Origin of the sequence: Dickeya zeae NCPPB 2538 (genome assembly GCF_000406165.1) — a bacterium.
Classification (GTDB): Bacteria; Pseudomonadota; Gammaproteobacteria; order Enterobacterales; family Enterobacteriaceae; genus Dickeya; species Dickeya zeae.
In genome coordinates, this window is sequence record NZ_CM001977.1 from 2,260,015 (window position 1) to 2,277,539 (window position 17,525).

A 17,525-nucleotide genomic window follows, 5' to 3' on the forward strand; every position below is an offset into this window, starting at 1 on the left:
CATTATTCTTTCCAGCGCTCCGGCATATAACTGAATACCGGCAACTGCCAGGACCAGAAAATGGCGGCCAGACGTAGCGCCAGACCGATAGAAAAAGAGATGAGCTGATTGAGGTCGTGGTTAACGCCGATTTCACGCAGGCTAAGGTACACCAGCGCCACCAACAGTGACACGCAGGCGTAGAGTTCCTTACGCAATACCATGGGCGTCCGGTTGCAAAAAATATCCCGCAGGATGCCGCCAAAGATACCGGTGGTGATGCCAGCCATCACCACCACGGTGGGTGAATAACCCAACTCGATAGCCACATTGCAACCGATGATGGTAAATGCTACCAACCCCATGGCATCCAGCACCAAAAACAGCCGATGCAAATGATGCATCACACGCGATGCCAGCACGGCTAGTAGACCCGCACCGATGGTGAGATAGATATAGGCGGGGTGTTGCGTCCAGGCGATGGGATAATTGCCTAGCATGATATCGCGCACCGTACCGCCACCCAGTGCGGTAATAAAGGCGATCATCGACACACCAAAAATATCCATGTTACGACGACCAGCAGCCAGCGCACCGGACATTCCCTCAGCAGTAATAGCGATCAGATAGATATAGGTCAGCACACACGTACCCTTGTGAAATGTGCCCCTCCCTCTGTCCTTTTACCTGAGAGTTTACGCGGTGGTACCGCTTGCCCCTTCGGTGGGTTGTCTGGCAACCGCTCTCCAGTTGGCGTCATTGAAATGTGCAGTAAGGTGGCCTGAGCGATTATGGGAGTTTGCGCCTTCGGCGGGAAGGCATGTCGTGCCTTCCGCTCTCCTGCAAGGCGCGGAGTATACGGGCTATTGGTAACCGGTTCAACCAGCCATCACCGATAGTTATGACTGTTGACACGATCGTATCGCCACCGTGACTCCTCTGCCGCCTTTCTGCTAACATCAGAGCACGTTTTTTTAACAACGGCAGCGAACATGAAGTTTGTTTCTTTCAATATCAATGGGCTGCGAGCCCGTCCCCATCAACTGGCCGCAATCATCGAACAACACCAGCCTGACGTAATCGGCTTACAGGAAACCAAAGTCCATGACGACATGTTTCCACTCGACGATGTAAAACAGTTCGGTTACCACGTTTTCTATCATGGACAGAAAGGCCATTACGGTGTTGCGCTGCTGACCAAAGCTGAACCACTGGCAGTTCGGCGTGGTTTTCCCACCGACGACGACGACGCACAGCGCCGTATCATCATGGCGGATCTGGCAACGCCACTCGGCATACTAACCGTGGTGAACGGCTACTTCCCGCAGGGTGAAAGCCGTGACCACCCTGTCAAGTTTCCTGCCAAAACCCGTTTTTACCAGGATTTGCAGCACTATCTCGAGCAGCACCATCAGGCGGATCAGCCGGTGCTTATCATGGGCGACATGAACATCAGCCCGACGGATTTGGATATCGGTATTGGGGAAGATAACCGTAAACGCTGGCTGCGTACTGGGAAGTGTTCATTCCTGCCTGAAGAGCGCGAATGGATGGAGCGGCTGAAAAACTGGGGGTTGGTCGATACATTCCGGGCTGCTAATCCCGAATGTCAGGATAAGTTCTCGTGGTTTGACTACCGCTCATCAGGGTTTGATGACAACCGAGGACTGCGTATCGATCTGATCATGGCGACCTCACCGCTGGCCAGCCGCTGCGCCGCCACCGGCATTGATTACGCCATTCGGGGAATGGAGAAACCCTCTGACCATGCGCCGGTATGGGCGGAATTCACTCTCTGAAAGAACAACGGGGCTACATCGCCCCGTTATCGCTGTTTATTGCTGATCTTTGAGGATCCGCCACACCAGATTATTGGTGCCCAGGTTGCCTTTATCCCGCTGGCATTGCAGTAACACCCCTTCCGCCCTGACGACCGAGCCTTCGGAGTAGCTTCTGTTTTGATAAATGCAGCAACTCATGCAATTGACCTGAGTTTCTCGCTGAACATTGCCACCGGCATTACCACCGTTACCCCACACGACCTGTGGCGGCACAGGCACCACCACGTCTGTGTTGGTCGTACCCTGAGCATTGGCAACGCCCTGCGTATTAATGGCACCCTGCGTGCCAGATACCGTGCCCTGGGTGGCAACGGTATTTCCCGGCAAAATGACGGGATGTCCCTGCGTCACCACGGTGGTTTGCGTCGCCGCCTGCGTAGCGGAAGATAGCAACAAGCCTGTTGCCATCAGGAAGGTGCCCCATGCTTTCATCTGCGTTACTCCTTGGTGCTGGCTGAACGTGACTGACGACGTTTGCGCTTCTCGGGCGAAGCGCGCTTAACGGGCGGTAACCCTCTGAACGCCGAGATATTACCACTTTGTCGTGCCTGCTGAATCAGTTCGTACAACGATTGTGTCAACGGCTGCATAAAATCCTGATAGCGGCAACGCTTTTCACTAATCTGCGTCAACGTCGCCTCCCAGTGTGCCGTCATATCCGGGTGCGCGGCGATCGGTGGTAATGCATGGATCAACGCCTTACCCGCGTCAGTCGCATGAATATGCCGCCCTTTCTTTATCAGAAACGCGCGTTTAAACAACAGTTCGATAATGCCTGCGCGCGTAGCTTCGGTACCCAGACCATCTGTCTCACGTAAGATCTTCTTCAGCGCCTTATCCTGCACGAAGCGGGCAATCCCGGTCATAGCAGATAGCAACGTCGCGTCGGTAAACGGCCGGGGAGGCTGAGTTTGTCGCTCAACCACCTCGCCCCTCTCACACAGCAATTCATCGCCTTTCGCCACCACCGGCAATGGCATTCCCTCGTTTTCCTCGTCCCGCTCTTTATGGCCGAGCAACGTGCGCCACCCCGCTTCTGCCAAAAAACGGGCTTTTGCCACAAACTTGCCACCAGCGATATCCAGCTCGATAACGCATTTGCGAAACACCGCATCAGCGCAAAACTGCATCAGGTATTGCCGGGCAACCAACCCATAAACCTGACTTTCCTGCTCGGTCAGCGACGTGCGGGTGCTACGCGCGGTGGGGATAATGGCGTGGTGTGCGTCAACCTTGCTGTCATCCCAGCAGCGATTACGGCGCTCAGGATCTACCACAGGCTGTGGCAATAAATCCGGCTGATGTGCGGCAATCGCGTTCAGTACCGCGTGTCGCCCGGCGAAATGCTCTTCCGGCAGATACCGGCAATCCGAACGCGGGTAGGTAATCAACTTGTGCGTTTCATACAACCGCTGGCAAATATCCAGCACTTGTTGAGCGCTCAAACCAAAGCGTTTAGCCGCTTCAATTTGCAAGGCGGAAAGAGAATACGGCAACGGTGCGGTTTCCGATTCCCGTTTATCATTATAGGCTGTGACCTGTGCGGGCTGCCCTTCAATGCGTTTAACAACGTGTTCAGCCAGCGGGCGATGCAGCAAACGCCCTTCTTCGTCCTGATACGGCTCACACGAATCACTAGGCTGCCACAGCGCGACAAACCGCTCGTTGGCAGGGGTAACGATATGAGCCTTAACCTCGAAATAGTCGCGCGGCACAAAATTGTCTATCTCTTCATCACGGCGGACAACCAGCCCCAATACCGGTGTCTGCACCCGGCCGACAGACAACACGCCTTCATATCCGGCATTCTTCCCGAGCAGGGTATAGGCGCGGGTCATATTAATGCCATATAACCAGTCAGCACGTGAACGCGCCAGCGCGGAAACACACAGCGGCACAAACTCCCGGTTTTCACGCAGGCGCGATACTGCACGCTCCACCGCCTGCGGGTTCAGGTCGTTGATGAGACAACGGCGTACCTGCTGGCGTTTCGCTTCAGGCAGCGCCAGATACTCCAGCACCTCATCGACCAGCAACTGCCCTTCCCGGTCCGGGTCACCGGCATGGATCACTTCATCGGCCTGCGTCAGCAGTTTTTTGATCACATTCAGTTGCTTGCTCACCGATGGCCGCGGCTGGAGCAGCCATTTTTGTGGCACGATCGGCAAGTCAGCCAGCGACCAGCGCGCGTAGCGGGCATCGTAAACGTCTGGTTGTGCCTGTTCCAGCAGGTGCCCCACACACCAGGTCACCATATCCTGTTCGCCACAGGCAATGAAGCCATCGCCCCGCCGGTGCGGTTTAGGCAAGACATCGGCAATCGCTCTGGCAAGACTGGGTTTTTCCGCAATAAACAGTCGCATGTTACACCGCACAGCAGAACGGATATCCCTTGCTTCACTGCCCATCGGGCATGTGGCGCAAGGGAAACATCGTCAATACAGGATTAGAAATAGCTGACAAACTTCGTGCTATCAACGGACGCGACAGCGGCGGAGGCTTTAAGCTGCGGTGTCCCCAGATAGAGGAAACCGACGATTTCATCCGACGCACGGCAACCAAATGCATCGCGTACCAGCGGATGATGAGTCCAGGCACCACTGCGCCAGATACCGTTGAAACCTTGCGCCAGTGCGGCCATTTGCATCGCCTGTACCGCACAACCGGCCGATACCACCTGCTCCCAATGAGGCACTTTCGGATTATCCACGCAGTGCGCTACCACGGTAATGATCATCGGTGCGCGGAACGGTGCCTGACGTGCTTTCTCAATCGCCGCCTCATCCTGCTTATCCTGCAATGCTGCTCGAACCAGCAACTCACTAAAACGGGATAACCCGTCATCCTGGATAATGGAAAAACGCCAGGGTTGTAGCGCACCATGATCAGGAGCCCGCAAACCCGCTCGCAGGATATTGTCCAGTACCTCACCTGTCGGCGCAGGGGCGGCCAGGCGCGACGCCGAACGGCGATTCAGTAGCAATTCCAGAGCATCCATCACATCTCTCCTGTCATGAAAAATCTGCTGTCGGTGAATAAAATCCGGTTGCGCGCCACGGTAGCACAGGTAGAAGATTTGTTACAAGTTAGCGCCCTGCTACTGACCCTGCGGCAAGATAAATAGCTGACTTTTATTCTGTCGCTCATTAGGATACCGCCAGTGCTCGCGTTCGGATGCGTTCGCGCAAATATCACCGCTAACCCGAAGCACAGCTTAAACCCAGTTTTCTTTTGACGGAGTGGACATGCGCACAATGTGGCGAATTTTCAGTGGAATATTCAGATGGGGATGGCGCCTGCTGAATTTCATCCGCGAATTTATCCTTAACCTCTTTCTGGTTTGCCTGATCCTGGTCGCTATCGGGATCTACAGCCAGTTCAAAGCCCCGCCGACCGAACCGGTGCGGGGGGCGTTGTTGCTGGATCTGACAGGGGTGGTGGTGGATAAGCCCTCCGTTAATAACAAGCTGCGCCAGTTCGGCCGCGAATTTTTCGGTGCGTCGGCAAGTCGCCATCAGGAAAACTCGCTGTTTGATATTGTCGACAGTATTCGACAGGCCAAAAACGACAGCAACATTACCGGCATGGTGATGGATTTGTCTGACTTTGTCGGCGCTGACCAGCCTTCACTGCAATACATCGGTAAAGCGCTGCGCGAATTCCGTGATGCGGGCAAACCGATTTTTGCCGTCGGCGACAATTTCAACCAGACGCAATATTATCTGGCCAGCTTCGCCAACAAAATCTACCTGACCCCGCAGGGAAATGTTGACCTGCATGGCTTTGCGACCAATAACCTCTACTACAAGACGCTGTTGGATAAGCTGAAAGTCACCGCGCATATCTTCCGGGTAGGCACGTACAAATCCGCCGTCGAGCCGTTTATCCGCGATGACATGTCGCCCGATGCCCGTGAAGCCGATAATCGCTGGATTTCTACCCTCTGGCAGCACTATCTCGAGACTGTCGCGGCCAACCGTCAAATCACCCCGCAACAAGTTTTCCCAGGCGCTGATGCGGTCCTCGCTGGTCTGCAAAAGATGGACGGTGATACCGCGCGTTACGCGCTGGAAAATAAACTGGTGGATGAAGTGGCTCCCCATTCAGCGATTGAGCAATCGCTTATCAAAGCCTTTGGGTGGGATGCCAAAACTAAAAACTTCAATTTCACCAGCATTTATGATTACACCACGACGCCACCGGCCACGAGCAGTAATGAGATAGCGGTCGTATTTGCCAGCGGCACCATTATCGATGGTAAAGAAACCCCTGGATACGTTGGTGGCGATACCACCGCCGCACAGATTCGCGATGCACGACTGGATCCGAAAGTGAAGGCCATTATCCTGCGGGTCAACAGCCCCGGCGGTAGCGTAACGGCGTCTGAGCTGATTCGTTCTGAACTGATGGCTGCACGCCAGGCAGGTAAACCGGTTATCGTCTCCATGGGGGGGATGGCGGCGTCTGGCGGTTACTGGATTTCTACGCCAGCTAACACCATCATCGCCAGCCCCAACACGTTGACCGGGTCGATTGGTATTTTCGGCGTGGTGACCACGTTTGAAAACGCGCTGGATAGCATTGGTGTGCACACTGATGGCGTTGCCACTTCGCCGCTGGCTGATTTGTCTCAAACCAAGACACTGCCACCGCAAGTGAGCCAACTGATGCAACTTAGCATCGAGCGTGGTTACCAGAACTTTATTTCGCTGGTAGCCCAGTCACGCCAGAAGACACCGCAGGAAGTCGATGCTATAGCCCAGGGTCATGTCTGGGTCGGCAGTGACGCCAAAGCCAATGGCCTGGTGGATCAATTGGGCGACTTCGACGATGCCGTGAAGAAAGCCGCTGAGCTGGCCAAACTGGAACAGTATCAGTTGAGCTGGTACACGGAAGAGCCGGATCTGCTCAATGTGATGTTCAGTCAGGTCAGAAGTTCGGTCTATGCGCTGTTGCCTTCCGCCATGCAGGCGTTAGTACCGGCACCGGTGGCTCAACTGGCGCAAACCGTTCGTGCCCAGACCTCAATTCTGGACGCGCTAAACGATCCGCAAAATCGCTACGCGCTGTGCCTGAACTGCGGCGACTTACGATAACACTCCCTTACACAGCCCGACGCGAGTCGGGCTGTCTTTACCACTGAAACCTTTTTATAATCCCAGCATTTCAGGGCCAACCCTTTCTATAACCAATCGAGTCCCGACCCATAACATCCATGCAAAAGAAATCCATCTACGTCGCCTATACGGGTGGCACTATCGGTATGCAGCGCTCCGCCCACGGGTATGTCCCGGTTTCTGGTCACCTGCAACAGCAATTGGCGCAAATGCCGGAATTCCATCGCCCGGAGATGCCGGCATTCACGATTCATGAATATACGCCGCTGATTGACTCTTCCGATATGACACCCTCGGACTGGCAATTCATCGCCAACGATATTCAGCAAAACTATGACCAGTACGATGGCTTCGTCATTCTGCATGGTACCGATACCATGGCGTTTACCGCCTCCGCGTTGTCATTCATGCTGGAGAATCTCGCCAAGCCGGTTATCGTGACAGGGTCACAAATTCCGCTGGCAGAGTTGCGCTCTGATGGGCAAACCAACCTGCTCAATGCGCTGTACGTGGCAGCCAATCATCCGGTCAATGAGGTGAGCCTGTTCTTCAACAACAAATTATTGCGCGGCAACCGGACAACCAAAGCACATGCCGATGGTTTTGATGCTTTCGCATCCCCGAACTTTCCTCCCTTGCTGGAAGCCGGCATCCACATTCGCCGCTTAACACCCGCGAATCCCGAACCACTCGACGGGTCACTGATTGTCCATGCCATCACACCACAACCTATCGGCGTGGTAACCATCTATCCCGGTATCTCCGCCGATGTAGTGAGTAATTTCCTGCGCCAGCCAGTCAAGGCACTGATTCTGCGCTCCTATGGTGTCGGTAATGCGCCACAAAGTTCAGGTTTACTGGATGAACTACGCCGCGCATCTGAACGCGGTATCGTAGTGGTTAACCTGACGCAATGTATCTCCGGCCGGGTCAATATGGATGGTTACGCGACGGGTAATGCACTGGCACAAGCGGGCGTTATCAGCGGGTTTGATATGACGGTTGAGGCGGCGCTGACGAAACTGCATTACCTGTTAAGCCGAAACGATCTCTCCCCTGAGCAAATTCGCCAACTCATGCAGCAAAACCTGCGCGGAGAATTAAGCGATAAAGATTAAATCACCTGCAGCCGATGTATTAAGGGTATACAACATCAATGAGAAGAAGAGACGATGAACAGAGCACTCTTGCTGGTGGATATCCAAAATGACTTCTGTGCGGGGGGCGCACTGGCTGTCTCGGATGGGGATAGTGTTGTCGCGATCGCCAATCAGGCTATCGCGGCCTGCAAATCGGCTGGCGTCATGGTGGTAGCCAGTCAGGACTGGCATCCGGCCGATCACCGCAGTTTCGCCATTAACTCCGGTACCCATGTGGGTGAACAAGGCGAACTGGATGGCCTGCCGCAGATTTGGTGGCCAGTGCATTGCGTACAGGGTTCACCGGGTGCCGACCTCCACCCCCGACTGAATCAGCGCGCCATCGACTGGGTGGTGCGTAAGGGAATGCATCCCTTTATCGACAGCTACAGCGCATTTTTCGATAACGGTCACCGTACCCGCACCGACCTGAACGACTGGCTGAAAGCCAGAAACATTACCCGTTTGACCATCATGGGGCTGGCAACTGATTATTGCGTCAAATACACCGTGCTGGATGCGCTAGCGCTGGGGTATCAAACCGAGGTGCTGGCAGACGGCTGCAGAGGCGTTAACCTGCAACCCAACGACAGCCAGCAGGCGATAGACGTGATGGTAAAACACGGTGCCACCCAGGTTTCTCTGGCAACGTTTATTGCGTCACTGGGTTAATAACGCTCTTCTCATCACGCCAGCGCTCAGCGCTGGCGTGCCCAAACCACCGACATGTCTCATGCTTAGTCTTGTGGTTTCAGCGTGGTGATCGTATCACCCGCAAAGCGCTGTTTTAATTCCTGCTTACTTTTCATTTCGATTTCACCACGGGTATTGATCGTCATATGGTCAGCCTCGTTGTTATTACGCGCCTGCCATAGCATCACCATCTGTAGTGCGTTTTCTTTTTGTTCCGCCGTCAGGGCCACGCCATCTGGCCACTTTCCCAGTTCCACCGCCGTCGTCAGACGCTGGTAAATCTCCGGCGTCATGCTGTTTATTAAATCGTCTAATTGCATGTTTTTTTCTGCCTGAAGTCAGATTTAGCTGAAACGTTTCAAGTCAATCTATTGGTTTCAAGTCAATCTTATTGTATTAGCCCGGCTAACCATCCGTCTGCTGACCATTTTCCGCATCAATAAAGCTGAGTGACACAGAATTCACACAATAACGCTCGCCGGTCGTCTCCTGTGGACCATCTGGAAAGACATGCCCCAGATGAGCGTCACACTGACCACAACGGATCTCGATGCGGTGCATATGATGGGAATGATCATCAAGATAGCGGATAGCCTGCTCATTCACCGGGCGATCAAAACTCGGCCAGCCGCAGCCGGAATCATACTTGCTATCGGAATAAAACAACGGCTGATGGCAGCACAGGCAGTGATAAACCCCCGTGCGCTTGTTATGCAACAGCTTACCGGTATAGGGGCTTTCGGTCCCCCGTTGCTGTGTCACGTGCCGTTGCAAGTCGGTTAACTCATCCAGATTGCGTTGGAAAACAGTTGTCTTGGTCATCAAATACTCACTGAAACACGATTTTTTTCACCAGAACGATGCTGCATAATTCTAACAAAAAGTTAACACCGCCACAGCCTATTTTGGCCTACACTTATCCCCACGCAGTAATGGCACATTTAATTGTGATCGCTATCACAATTACACCTATGGCAGGTGTTTCCATGCCTGTGCATTCCTCATATGATTGGGTTATGTCCTTTAGTTAGGCTGATAGCTGTTTATCGTGCAACTGTTGAGCGGACTTTTGACTTACCGCAACGATTGACACGATTCCGCTTGACGCTCAGTAAGGTTTTTGTAATTTTACAACCAACCTTTTATTCACAAACCAATAGCTGGTGGAATATATGACTATCAAAGTAGGTATCAACGGGTTTGGCCGTATTGGCCGTATCGTTTTCCGCGCTGCACAGGAACGCTCTGACATCGAAATCGTTGCCATCAACGATTTGCTGGATGCGGAATACATGGCATACATGCTGAAGTATGACTCCACCCATGGCCGCTTCAAAGGTACTGTTGAAGTTAAAGACGGTCACCTGGTTGTTAACGGCAAAACCATCCGTGTTACCGCTGAGAAAGATCCGGCTAACCTGAAGTGGAACGAAGTTGGTGTTGACGTTGTTGCTGAAGCAACCGGTATCTTCCTGACCGACGAAACCGCACGTAAACACATCCAGGCTGGCGCTAAAAAAGTGGTTCTGACTGGCCCGTCTAAAGACGACACGCCGATGTTCGTTATGGGTGTTAACCACGCTTCCTACGCTGGTCAGGATATCGTGTCTAACGCGTCTTGTACCACCAACTGCCTGGCACCGCTGGCTAAAGTTATCAACGACAAATTCGGTATCGTTGAAGCGCTGATGACCACGGTTCACGCTACCACTGCGACTCAGAAAACCGTTGACGGCCCGTCTCACAAAGACTGGCGCGGCGGCCGCGGCGCAGCTCAGAACATCATCCCGTCTTCTACCGGTGCAGCTAAAGCTGTAGGTAAAGTTATCCCGGCACTGAACGGTAAACTGACTGGTATGGCGTTCCGTGTACCGACCCCGAACGTATCTGTTGTTGACCTGACTGCCCGTCTGGAAAAACCGGCAACATACAAAGAAATTTGTGCCGCTATCAAAGCCGCTTCTGAAGGCGAGCTGAAAGGCGTTCTGGGTTACACCGAAGATGACGTGGTATCCACCGATTTCAACGGCGAAAAACTGACCTCTGTGTTCGATGCCAAAGCGGGTATCGCACTGAGCGACACCTTCGTGAAACTGGTTTCCTGGTATGACAACGAAACTGGCTACTCTAACAAGGTTCTGGATCTGATCGCTCACATCTCCAAGTAATGTGGCGATGAACAGATGATAAGAGGGCGACGTGAGTCGCCCTTTTTTATTGGGTAGATACCCGTCATACTTCACGTTGCAGGGGCGTTGTTCAACACGGGCGTATTGTCCTAAAACTCGAAGTATTTAGGGTATACAACAAGAACACTAAGGCAAAACCAATACCATGAACGACAACATTTATTCACTTCCCATCAGTCATGCGATCACCACCCACCTGAGCCAACGTCAACTGGGCCAACTGCCGGTGATTGTGGTCGACCATCCGCAGGTTCGTGCCGCCGTTGCCTTGCAGGGTGCTCACCTGCTGAGCTGGCAGCCTACTGGCGAACAGCCGGTGCTATGGTTAAGCGACAACACGCCATTTGAAAACGGTGTGGCCATTCGCGGCGGTGTGCCTATTTGCTTCCCCTGGTTTGGTCCGGCTGCGCAGCCCAATCACGGCTTTGGTCGCCTGTTGGCCTGGGAATTCACCTCGCACAGCGAAGACGCGAATGGCGTGACCCTCGCGTTTACTTTACGTGATTCAGAACAGACACGCGCCGCCTGGCCGCATACGTTTACCGTTCTGGCTCGCTTCCATTTGACGGCTCAAGAATGCCGCATGGAGCTCGAATGCCACGGTGACTACAGCCTGACCACGGCGTTGCATACCTACTTCCAGATTGGTGACATCAGTAAAATTCGGATTAGCGGCCTGGGTGAGACCTTCATCGATAAGGTTAACGACGGTAAAACCGATACCCAGCAAGGCGACCTGACCTTCGCAACCCGTACCGATCGTATCTATACACATCCGGCATCAGTCAGCCTGATTGAAGACCCTGAACTGAAGCGCACCATTGAAGTGCATCACGCGCATCACAGCGATGTTGTGGCCTGGAACCCAGGTGCAGAGTTGTCTCGCACCATCAGCGATATGACGGATGACGGCTACCAGACCTTTGTTTGTGTCGAAACGGCCCGTGTGACGCAACCGGCAGTGGCAACCACGCAAGCCCCGGCACGCCTGACCTCTACGATTCGTCTGCGTAAATAATCTTATTATTGTTGTTTCTGCTGAGCATGACTGGCGAAAGCCAGTCATGCTTTTGTTGTCCCGCTCAGACGACATCGAGCGGTTGTTTGTGACGAGGCGCAGGATAGGCCTCATCGAGGATAGCTATCTGCTCAGGTGACAACGTCACATCGAGTGCGACAGCGTTCTCTTTGACATGCGCCAGCGTACTGGCTTTGGGAATAGCAATAACACCAGACTGGCGGACTACCCAGGCCAGCAATACCTGGGCGGGTGTCAGCGCCTGCTGGCGAGCAACCTGCACAACCGCCGGATGCGCTAATAAATCATGTCGTAATTGCCCGGCCTGAGCCAACGGACAGTACGCCATCACGGGAAGTTGACGCTGCTGGCACCAGGGCAGTAAATCATATTCGATACCGCGTGAAGCCAGATGATACAGCACCTGATTAGTCTGGCACTGATTGCCTCCCTGACATGACCACAGTTCAACCATATCCCGCGTATCCAGATTAGAGACACCCCAGCGACCAATTTTGCCCGCCAGCTGCAAGCGCTCCATCGCGGTAATGGTATCAGTCAACGGAATCCGGCCACGCCAGTGCAGTAAATACAGATCGATATAATCGGTTTTCAAGCGCTTCAGACTGCGTTCGCAAGCGGCAATCGCCCGCTCACCACCGGCATTATGCGGATACACCTTGGAAACCAGGTAAACCTGATCACGACGGCCACACAGCGCTTCTCCGACCACTTCTTCCGCGCCACCATCCGCATACATTTCCGCCGTATCAATCAGCGTCATGCCCAGATCGATACCCGCTTGCAGCGCACTGACCTCCGCACGTCGTCGTTGCGCACTCTCGCCCATAAACCAGGTTCCCTGACCAATCGCGGGAACTGTTTTCCCATCTGGGAATACCACCTGCTTTATCATGTTCTTACCCTCCTGCGCTCAGGGTAACAAACCTCAGCCGTGCCATTAATGTGCAAATGGGGTGAACACACCCCATTTTTGTGCAGCCGATGCACAATGCGCGAGCACGCCATGTCAGAAACGATAACTGACACCACCGCCCAGCATCAGGTTATAACTTTTATCAACCATCGGGCTGTCTTTCACGTCATCAGACAGGTGGATATAACGTCCGCTCACCCAGGAACTCCAGTTGGAATTGATTTGATAACCCGCACTCAACTCAACGTAGGGCGACCAGCCATCATTCGGTTGGTAATTGCGTAATCCGGAGCGTGCCGCTTCATCACCCGTCACGCCATAGTAGTAGCGGTTCTGGTTCTCACTCGACCAGGTAACCCCGACTCCCGGCGTCAGGCTCCAGTTACCGGCATTGAAGCGATAAAGGTAGGCGGAATCCCACACCAGACCGTTGCTGTAGTCTAACGTGTCGCCAGCGAAAACCGTGCGCAACGTTCCCCACTGGGCGTCGTAACGATACGCCAGCCCCGCCATCAACGTGCCACGTCGCCGATCGAGCTGCTTCATCTGACTGTCATCGCTGTCTCCCGGTCTAAAACCGAAAGGATTGTAATAGGCCGTCAGTGATAGCTTGTTCTGTGCGTCATTCCACAAGTAATACCCGCCTTGCAGACCACGCAGATAAAAATTATCACCGTCATAGTTCACCATTGGGAAAGGATAAACATGCCCGCTATCGCCACGGTATAGTGCCGTTCCGCCAACCGCACCCACGCCCAGCGAGAACTCCTCCGCCAGTGCGGTGCCTGTCGTAACAGCGCCAGCCAGTGTCGCCGTTAAGAAAGTGAATACGTGTTTTTTCACGGTCGTCGCACTCCTTCGATGTTACACATTTGATCGCATTCGGCAGCATAGCAGCGCCGGAGTCCTACATACATCACATTAATGTGAAAGATACATAAGTTATAACGATTTCGTCTGCCCCACCATCACCCCGCATCGGGTCTGTGTTGGCGGATAAAAAAGCCAGCTTTACGCCTTCATGCCGAAGTGAGTCATTGAAATATCTTAAAAATGCGACGCAAGAATAGAGGCAAATTTATGGATGCAAACTACGCTTTAAACAAGGCAGAGGATTTCCACTGACTATAGCCGGGTGCCAGTTATCCCCCGCCCCGTTGCCAGCCAAGTTGGCATAAGGGTTGCTGTATTCCAGTATGAGGTCTTCTTCCGGGAGAGCCATCCATTACATAGGCTTTATACATACCATTCGCTCTCTTACTCTGTGTTAATCGACGAAGGACGGGCAACGCTATGAACATATTTGATCATTATCGTCAGCGTTACGACGCTGCCAAAGACGAAGAGTTCACTCTGCAAGAGTTCCTTACCATCTGCCAGCAAGACCGCAGTGCGTATGCGAACGCCGCTGAGCGATTGTTAATGGCTATCGGTGAACCGGTTATGGTAGACACCGCCCAGGAACCACGTCTGTCTCGTTTGTTTTCCAACCGGGTAATTGCCCGCTACCCTGCGTTCGAAGAGTTCTATGGCATGGAAGAAGCCATTGAACAAATTGTTTCCTATCTGAAACATGCCGCGCAAGGGCTGGAAGAGAAGAAACAAATCCTCTATCTGCTGGGCCCGGTCGGCGGCGGTAAATCCTCGCTGGCTGAACGGCTGAAAGCGCTGATGCAGCGTGTTCCTATTTATATCCTGAGTGCCAACGGCGAGCGTAGCCCGGTCAACGACCATCCGCTGTGCTTGTTCAACCCGCAAGAAGATGCGTCAATCCTGGAGAAAGAATACGGCGTTCCACGCCGCTATCTGGGCACCATCATGTCTCCCTGGGCGGCTAAACGGCTGCAGGAATTCGGTGGTGACATCACCAAGTTCCGTGTCGTCAAAGTCTGGCCTTCTATCCTGGCCCAACTGGCGATCGCCAAAACCGAGCCGGGTGACGAAAACAACCAGGACATTTCAGCGCTGGTCGGTAAAGTGGACATCCGCAAACTGGAGCATTTCGCACAAAACGACCCGGACGCTTATGGCTACTCCGGCGCGCTGTGCCGTGCCAACCAGGGCGTGATGGAATTCGTGGAAATGTTTAAAGCACCGATCAAAGTGCTCCACCCCTTACTGACCGCCACACAGGAAGGCAACTATAACGGTACCGAAGGTATCGCCGCGCTGCCGTTTAACGGGATTATCCTTGCGCACTCCAACGAATCTGAATGGGTGCAATTCCGTAACAACAAAAACAACGAGGCCTTTCTCGACCGTGTCTACATCGTCAAAGTGCCTTACTGCCTGCGGGTTTCTGAAGAAGTCAGAATTTATGACAAACTGTTGGTAAACAGTGAGCTGAGCCGCGCCCCCTGCGCGCCTGGCACGCTGGAAACCTTGGCCCGCTTCTCCATTCTGTCGCGGCTCAAAGATCCAGAAAACTCCAGTATCTACTCAAAAATGCGGGTATACGATGGTGAAAGCCTGAAGGATACCGATCCGAAAGCCAAGTCGTATCAGGAGTACCGTGATTACGCGGGTGTAGATGAAGGCATGAAAGGGCTTTCCACCCGTTTTGCCTTTAAGATCCTCTCGCGCGTGTTCAACTTTGATCACAGCGAAGTGGCGGCCAACCCGGTTCACCTGTTCTATGTGCTGGAACAGCAAATTGAGCGGGAACAGTTCCCGCAGGATGTGGCGGAGAAATACCTGGAACACCTGAAAGGCTACCTGATTCCGAAATACGCCGAATTCATCGGTAAGGAAATACAGACGGCCTACCTTGAGTCCTACTCGGAATACGGTCAAAACATCTTTGATCGCTATGTGACCTATGCCGACTTCTGGATTCAGGATCAGGAATACCGTGACCCGGATACCGGTCAGTTGTTTGATCGTGAATCGCTTAACGCCGAACTGGAGAAAATCGAAAAACCGGCGGGTATCAGTAACCCGAAAGACTTCCGCAACGAGATCGTCAACTTTGTATTACGCGCCCGCGCCAGTAACAGTGGCCGTAATCCGAACTGGACCAGCTATGAAAAACTGCGTACGGTCATTGAGAAAAAGATGTTCTCCAATACCGAAGAGCTGCTGCCGGTGATTTCGTTTAATACCAAAACATCGACGGAAGAGCAGAAAAAACACGACGACTTTGTCGATCGCATGATGGAAAAAGGCTACACCCGCAAACAGGTGCGTTTGCTGTGCGAATGGTACCTGCGCGTGAGGAAGTCATCCTGATGCCGGACATCGACAGGCATGTCGTTTGGGGGAAACATGGCCTATTTCATTGATCGGCGCTTGAACGGCAAGAACAAAAGCGCGGTTAACCGCCAGCGTTTTTTGCGCCGTTACAAGTCGCAAATAAAGCAGTCGATTGCCGGGGCCATCAACAAGCGTTCGGTCACCGACGTGGAAAATGGGGAGTCTATCTCGATCCCCAACGCGGATATCAGTGAACCAATGTTCCATCAGGGGCGTGGCGGGGTTCGTCACCGGGTTCATCCCGGTAACGATCACTTTGTCGAGAACGACAAGATCGAACGCCCTCAGGGTGGCGGCGGCGGTAGTGGCTCAGGTCAGGGGGATGCCGGGCAAGACGGTGAAGGTCAGGATGATTTCGTGTTCCAGATATCCAAAGATGAATATCTTGACCTGCTGTTCGAAGATCTGGCGCTGCCGAACCTGAAAAAAACCGAGCATCGGCAACTGAACGAGTACAAAACTCACCGTGCGGGGTACACCGCCAATGGCGTCCCCGCCAATATCAGCGTCGTGCGCTCACTGCAAAACTCGCTGGCCCGCCGCATGGCGATGACCGCCGGTAAACGGCGTGAGCTTCACCAGCGAGAGGAAGACCTGGCATTGCTGGAAAACACGGAACCGGCTCAGCTGCTGGAGGAGGAGCGGCTGCGTCAGGAAATTGCCGAGTTGCGCCAGCGTATCGCCAGTGTGCCGTTTATCGACACCTTCGACCTGCGTTACAAGAATTACGAACGTCGGCCGGAACCGTCGAGCCAGGCGGTGATGTTCTGTCTGATGGATGTCTCGGGTTCTATGGACCAGGCCACCAAGGACATCGCCAAACGTTTTTACATCCTGTTGTATCTGTTCCTGAGTCGAACCTACAAAAATGTGGAGGTGGTGTACATCCGCCACCATACACAGGCCAAGGAAGTGGATGAGCAGGAATTCTTCTATTCTCAGGAAACCGGTGGCACGATTGTCTCCAGCGCCCTGAAATTAATGGAGGATGTCGTCAAAGAACGTTATAACCCCGCGCAGTGGAATATTTATGCCGCGCAGGCTTCCGATGGTGATAACTGGGCGGACGATTCGCCGCTCTGTCGTGAATTACTGGCCACCCGCCTGCTGCCAGTGGTGCGTTACTATAGCTATATAGAGATCACCCGCCGCTCTCACCAGACGCTGTGGCGAGAATATGAAGTGCTGCGGGAAAGTTTTGATAACTTCGCCATGCAGCATATTCGCGATCAGGACGATATTTATCCTGTCTTTCGCGAAATCTTTCACAAACAAACCGTCAATAATTAACCAGACCAACATCAGCCAGCGTGTAACACGCTGGCTGTTTCCCCTCGCCCTTTTCTGCTGTACGGCCCGG

The 17,525-nt window shown here is 53.4% G+C and carries 16 protein-coding genes and 1 riboswitch; of the genes, 8 read left to right on the forward strand and 8 right to left on the reverse strand.

The window, feature by feature from the left end; all coding sequences use genetic code 11:
* Positions 1–2: 2 nt before the first annotated feature.
* Positions 3–623, reverse strand: a complete 621-nt coding sequence (locus DZE2538_RS09820; RefSeq protein WP_012884822.1) for a trimeric intracellular cation channel family protein — start codon at positions 621–623, stop codon at positions 3–5.
* 21 nt (positions 624–644) lie between these two features.
* Positions 645–739, reverse strand: a riboswitch (glycine riboswitch).
* A gap of 232 nt (positions 740–971) precedes the next feature.
* On the opposite strand from DZE2538_RS09820, the gene xthA reads away from it, so the two are divergent.
* Complete coding sequence (xthA, locus tag DZE2538_RS09825) at positions 972–1,778, forward strand: exodeoxyribonuclease III (RefSeq protein ID WP_038916229.1); 807 nt, start codon at positions 972–974, stop codon at positions 1,776–1,778.
* Positions 1,779–1,814: 36 nt separating this feature from the next.
* Here the strand turns inward: xthA and DZE2538_RS21240 are convergent, their stop codons facing one another.
* The 3 genes from DZE2538_RS21240 to DZE2538_RS09840 form a co-directional block, all read right to left on the reverse strand.
* Complete coding sequence (locus tag DZE2538_RS21240) at positions 1,815–2,093, reverse strand: DUF1496 domain-containing protein (protein WP_050570735.1); 279 nt, start codon at positions 2,091–2,093, stop codon at positions 1,815–1,817.
* Between the two features lie 164 nt (positions 2,094–2,257).
* Positions 2,258–4,183 carry a DNA topoisomerase III gene (locus DZE2538_RS09835; protein ID WP_038916231.1) on the reverse strand — a complete coding sequence of 642 codons (1,926 nt, stop codon included), beginning with the start codon at positions 4,181–4,183 and terminating at the stop codon, positions 2,258–2,260.
* An 83-nt stretch (positions 4,184–4,266) separates the two neighbouring features.
* The gene (locus DZE2538_RS09840; RefSeq protein WP_038914001.1) at positions 4,267–4,818 is read right to left on the reverse strand and encodes an NAD(P)H nitroreductase; all 552 of its coding nucleotides are present in this window, start codon (positions 4,816–4,818) and stop codon (positions 4,267–4,269) included.
* A 247-nt stretch (positions 4,819–5,065) separates the two neighbouring features.
* Between DZE2538_RS09840 and sppA the strand changes: the two genes are divergently transcribed.
* The 3 genes from sppA to pncA all read left to right on the forward strand — a co-directional run bounded on the left by sppA (position 5,066) and on the right by pncA (position 8,748).
* The gene (sppA, locus tag DZE2538_RS09845) at positions 5,066–6,916 is read left to right on the forward strand and encodes a signal peptide peptidase SppA (RefSeq protein ID WP_038916232.1); all 1,851 of its coding nucleotides are present in this window, start codon (positions 5,066–5,068) and stop codon (positions 6,914–6,916) included.
* Positions 6,917–7,035: 119 nt separating this feature from the next.
* On the forward strand, positions 7,036–8,055 hold the full coding sequence (gene ansA / locus DZE2538_RS09850) for an asparaginase (RefSeq protein WP_023639758.1): 1,020 nt from the start codon (positions 7,036–7,038) through the stop codon (positions 8,053–8,055).
* Between the two features lie 54 nt (positions 8,056–8,109).
* Positions 8,110–8,748 (forward strand): bifunctional nicotinamidase/pyrazinamidase, encoded by a 639-nt coding sequence (gene pncA, locus DZE2538_RS09855; RefSeq protein ID WP_038916234.1) that lies wholly within the window; start codon positions 8,110–8,112, stop codon positions 8,746–8,748.
* 65 nt (positions 8,749–8,813) lie between these two features.
* Here pncA and DZE2538_RS09860 read toward each other — a convergent pair whose 3' ends face one another.
* Together DZE2538_RS09860 and msrB are read right to left on the reverse strand one after the other, a co-directional pair.
* Positions 8,814–9,089 (reverse strand): YeaC family protein, encoded by a 276-nt coding sequence (locus DZE2538_RS09860; protein ID WP_012884830.1) that lies wholly within the window; start codon positions 9,087–9,089, stop codon positions 8,814–8,816.
* Positions 9,090–9,174: 85 nt separating this feature from the next.
* A complete protein-coding gene (gene msrB, locus DZE2538_RS09865) occupies positions 9,175–9,591 on the reverse strand; it encodes a peptide-methionine (R)-S-oxide reductase MsrB (protein WP_023639760.1) in 417 nt (138 codons plus the stop codon).
* 350 nt (positions 9,592–9,941) lie between these two features.
* Between msrB and gapA the strand changes: the two genes are divergently transcribed.
* Entirely contained in the window at positions 9,942–10,937 is a 996-nt protein-coding gene (gene gapA / locus DZE2538_RS09870; RefSeq protein ID WP_012884832.1) for a glyceraldehyde-3-phosphate dehydrogenase, read from the forward strand.
* A 166-nt stretch (positions 10,938–11,103) separates the two neighbouring features.
* Positions 11,104–11,976, forward strand: a complete 873-nt coding sequence (locus DZE2538_RS09875) for a D-hexose-6-phosphate mutarotase (RefSeq protein ID WP_026357943.1) — start codon at positions 11,104–11,106, stop codon at positions 11,974–11,976.
* A gap of 64 nt (positions 11,977–12,040) precedes the next feature.
* Here DZE2538_RS09875 and DZE2538_RS09880 read toward each other — a convergent pair whose 3' ends face one another.
* Positions 12,041–12,892 carry an aldo/keto reductase gene (locus tag DZE2538_RS09880; RefSeq protein ID WP_038916235.1) on the reverse strand — a complete coding sequence of 284 codons (852 nt, stop codon included), beginning with the start codon at positions 12,890–12,892 and terminating at the stop codon, positions 12,041–12,043.
* Positions 12,893–13,006: 114 nt separating this feature from the next.
* Entirely contained in the window at positions 13,007–13,756 is a 750-nt protein-coding gene (locus DZE2538_RS09885) for a MipA/OmpV family protein (RefSeq protein ID WP_038916237.1), read from the reverse strand.
* 450 nt (positions 13,757–14,206) lie between these two features.
* Here DZE2538_RS09885 and yeaG point away from each other — a divergent pair, with 450 nt between their 5' ends.
* Both yeaG and DZE2538_RS09895 read left to right on the forward strand, forming a co-directional pair.
* Complete coding sequence (gene yeaG, locus DZE2538_RS09890) at positions 14,207–16,141, forward strand: protein kinase YeaG (RefSeq protein WP_012884836.1); 1,935 nt, start codon at positions 14,207–14,209, stop codon at positions 16,139–16,141.
* Positions 16,142–16,177: 36 nt separating this feature from the next.
* Positions 16,178–17,455, forward strand: a complete 1,278-nt coding sequence (locus DZE2538_RS09895; protein WP_033581676.1) for a YeaH/YhbH family protein — start codon at positions 16,178–16,180, stop codon at positions 17,453–17,455.
* Positions 17,456–17,525: the final 70 nt, after the last annotated feature.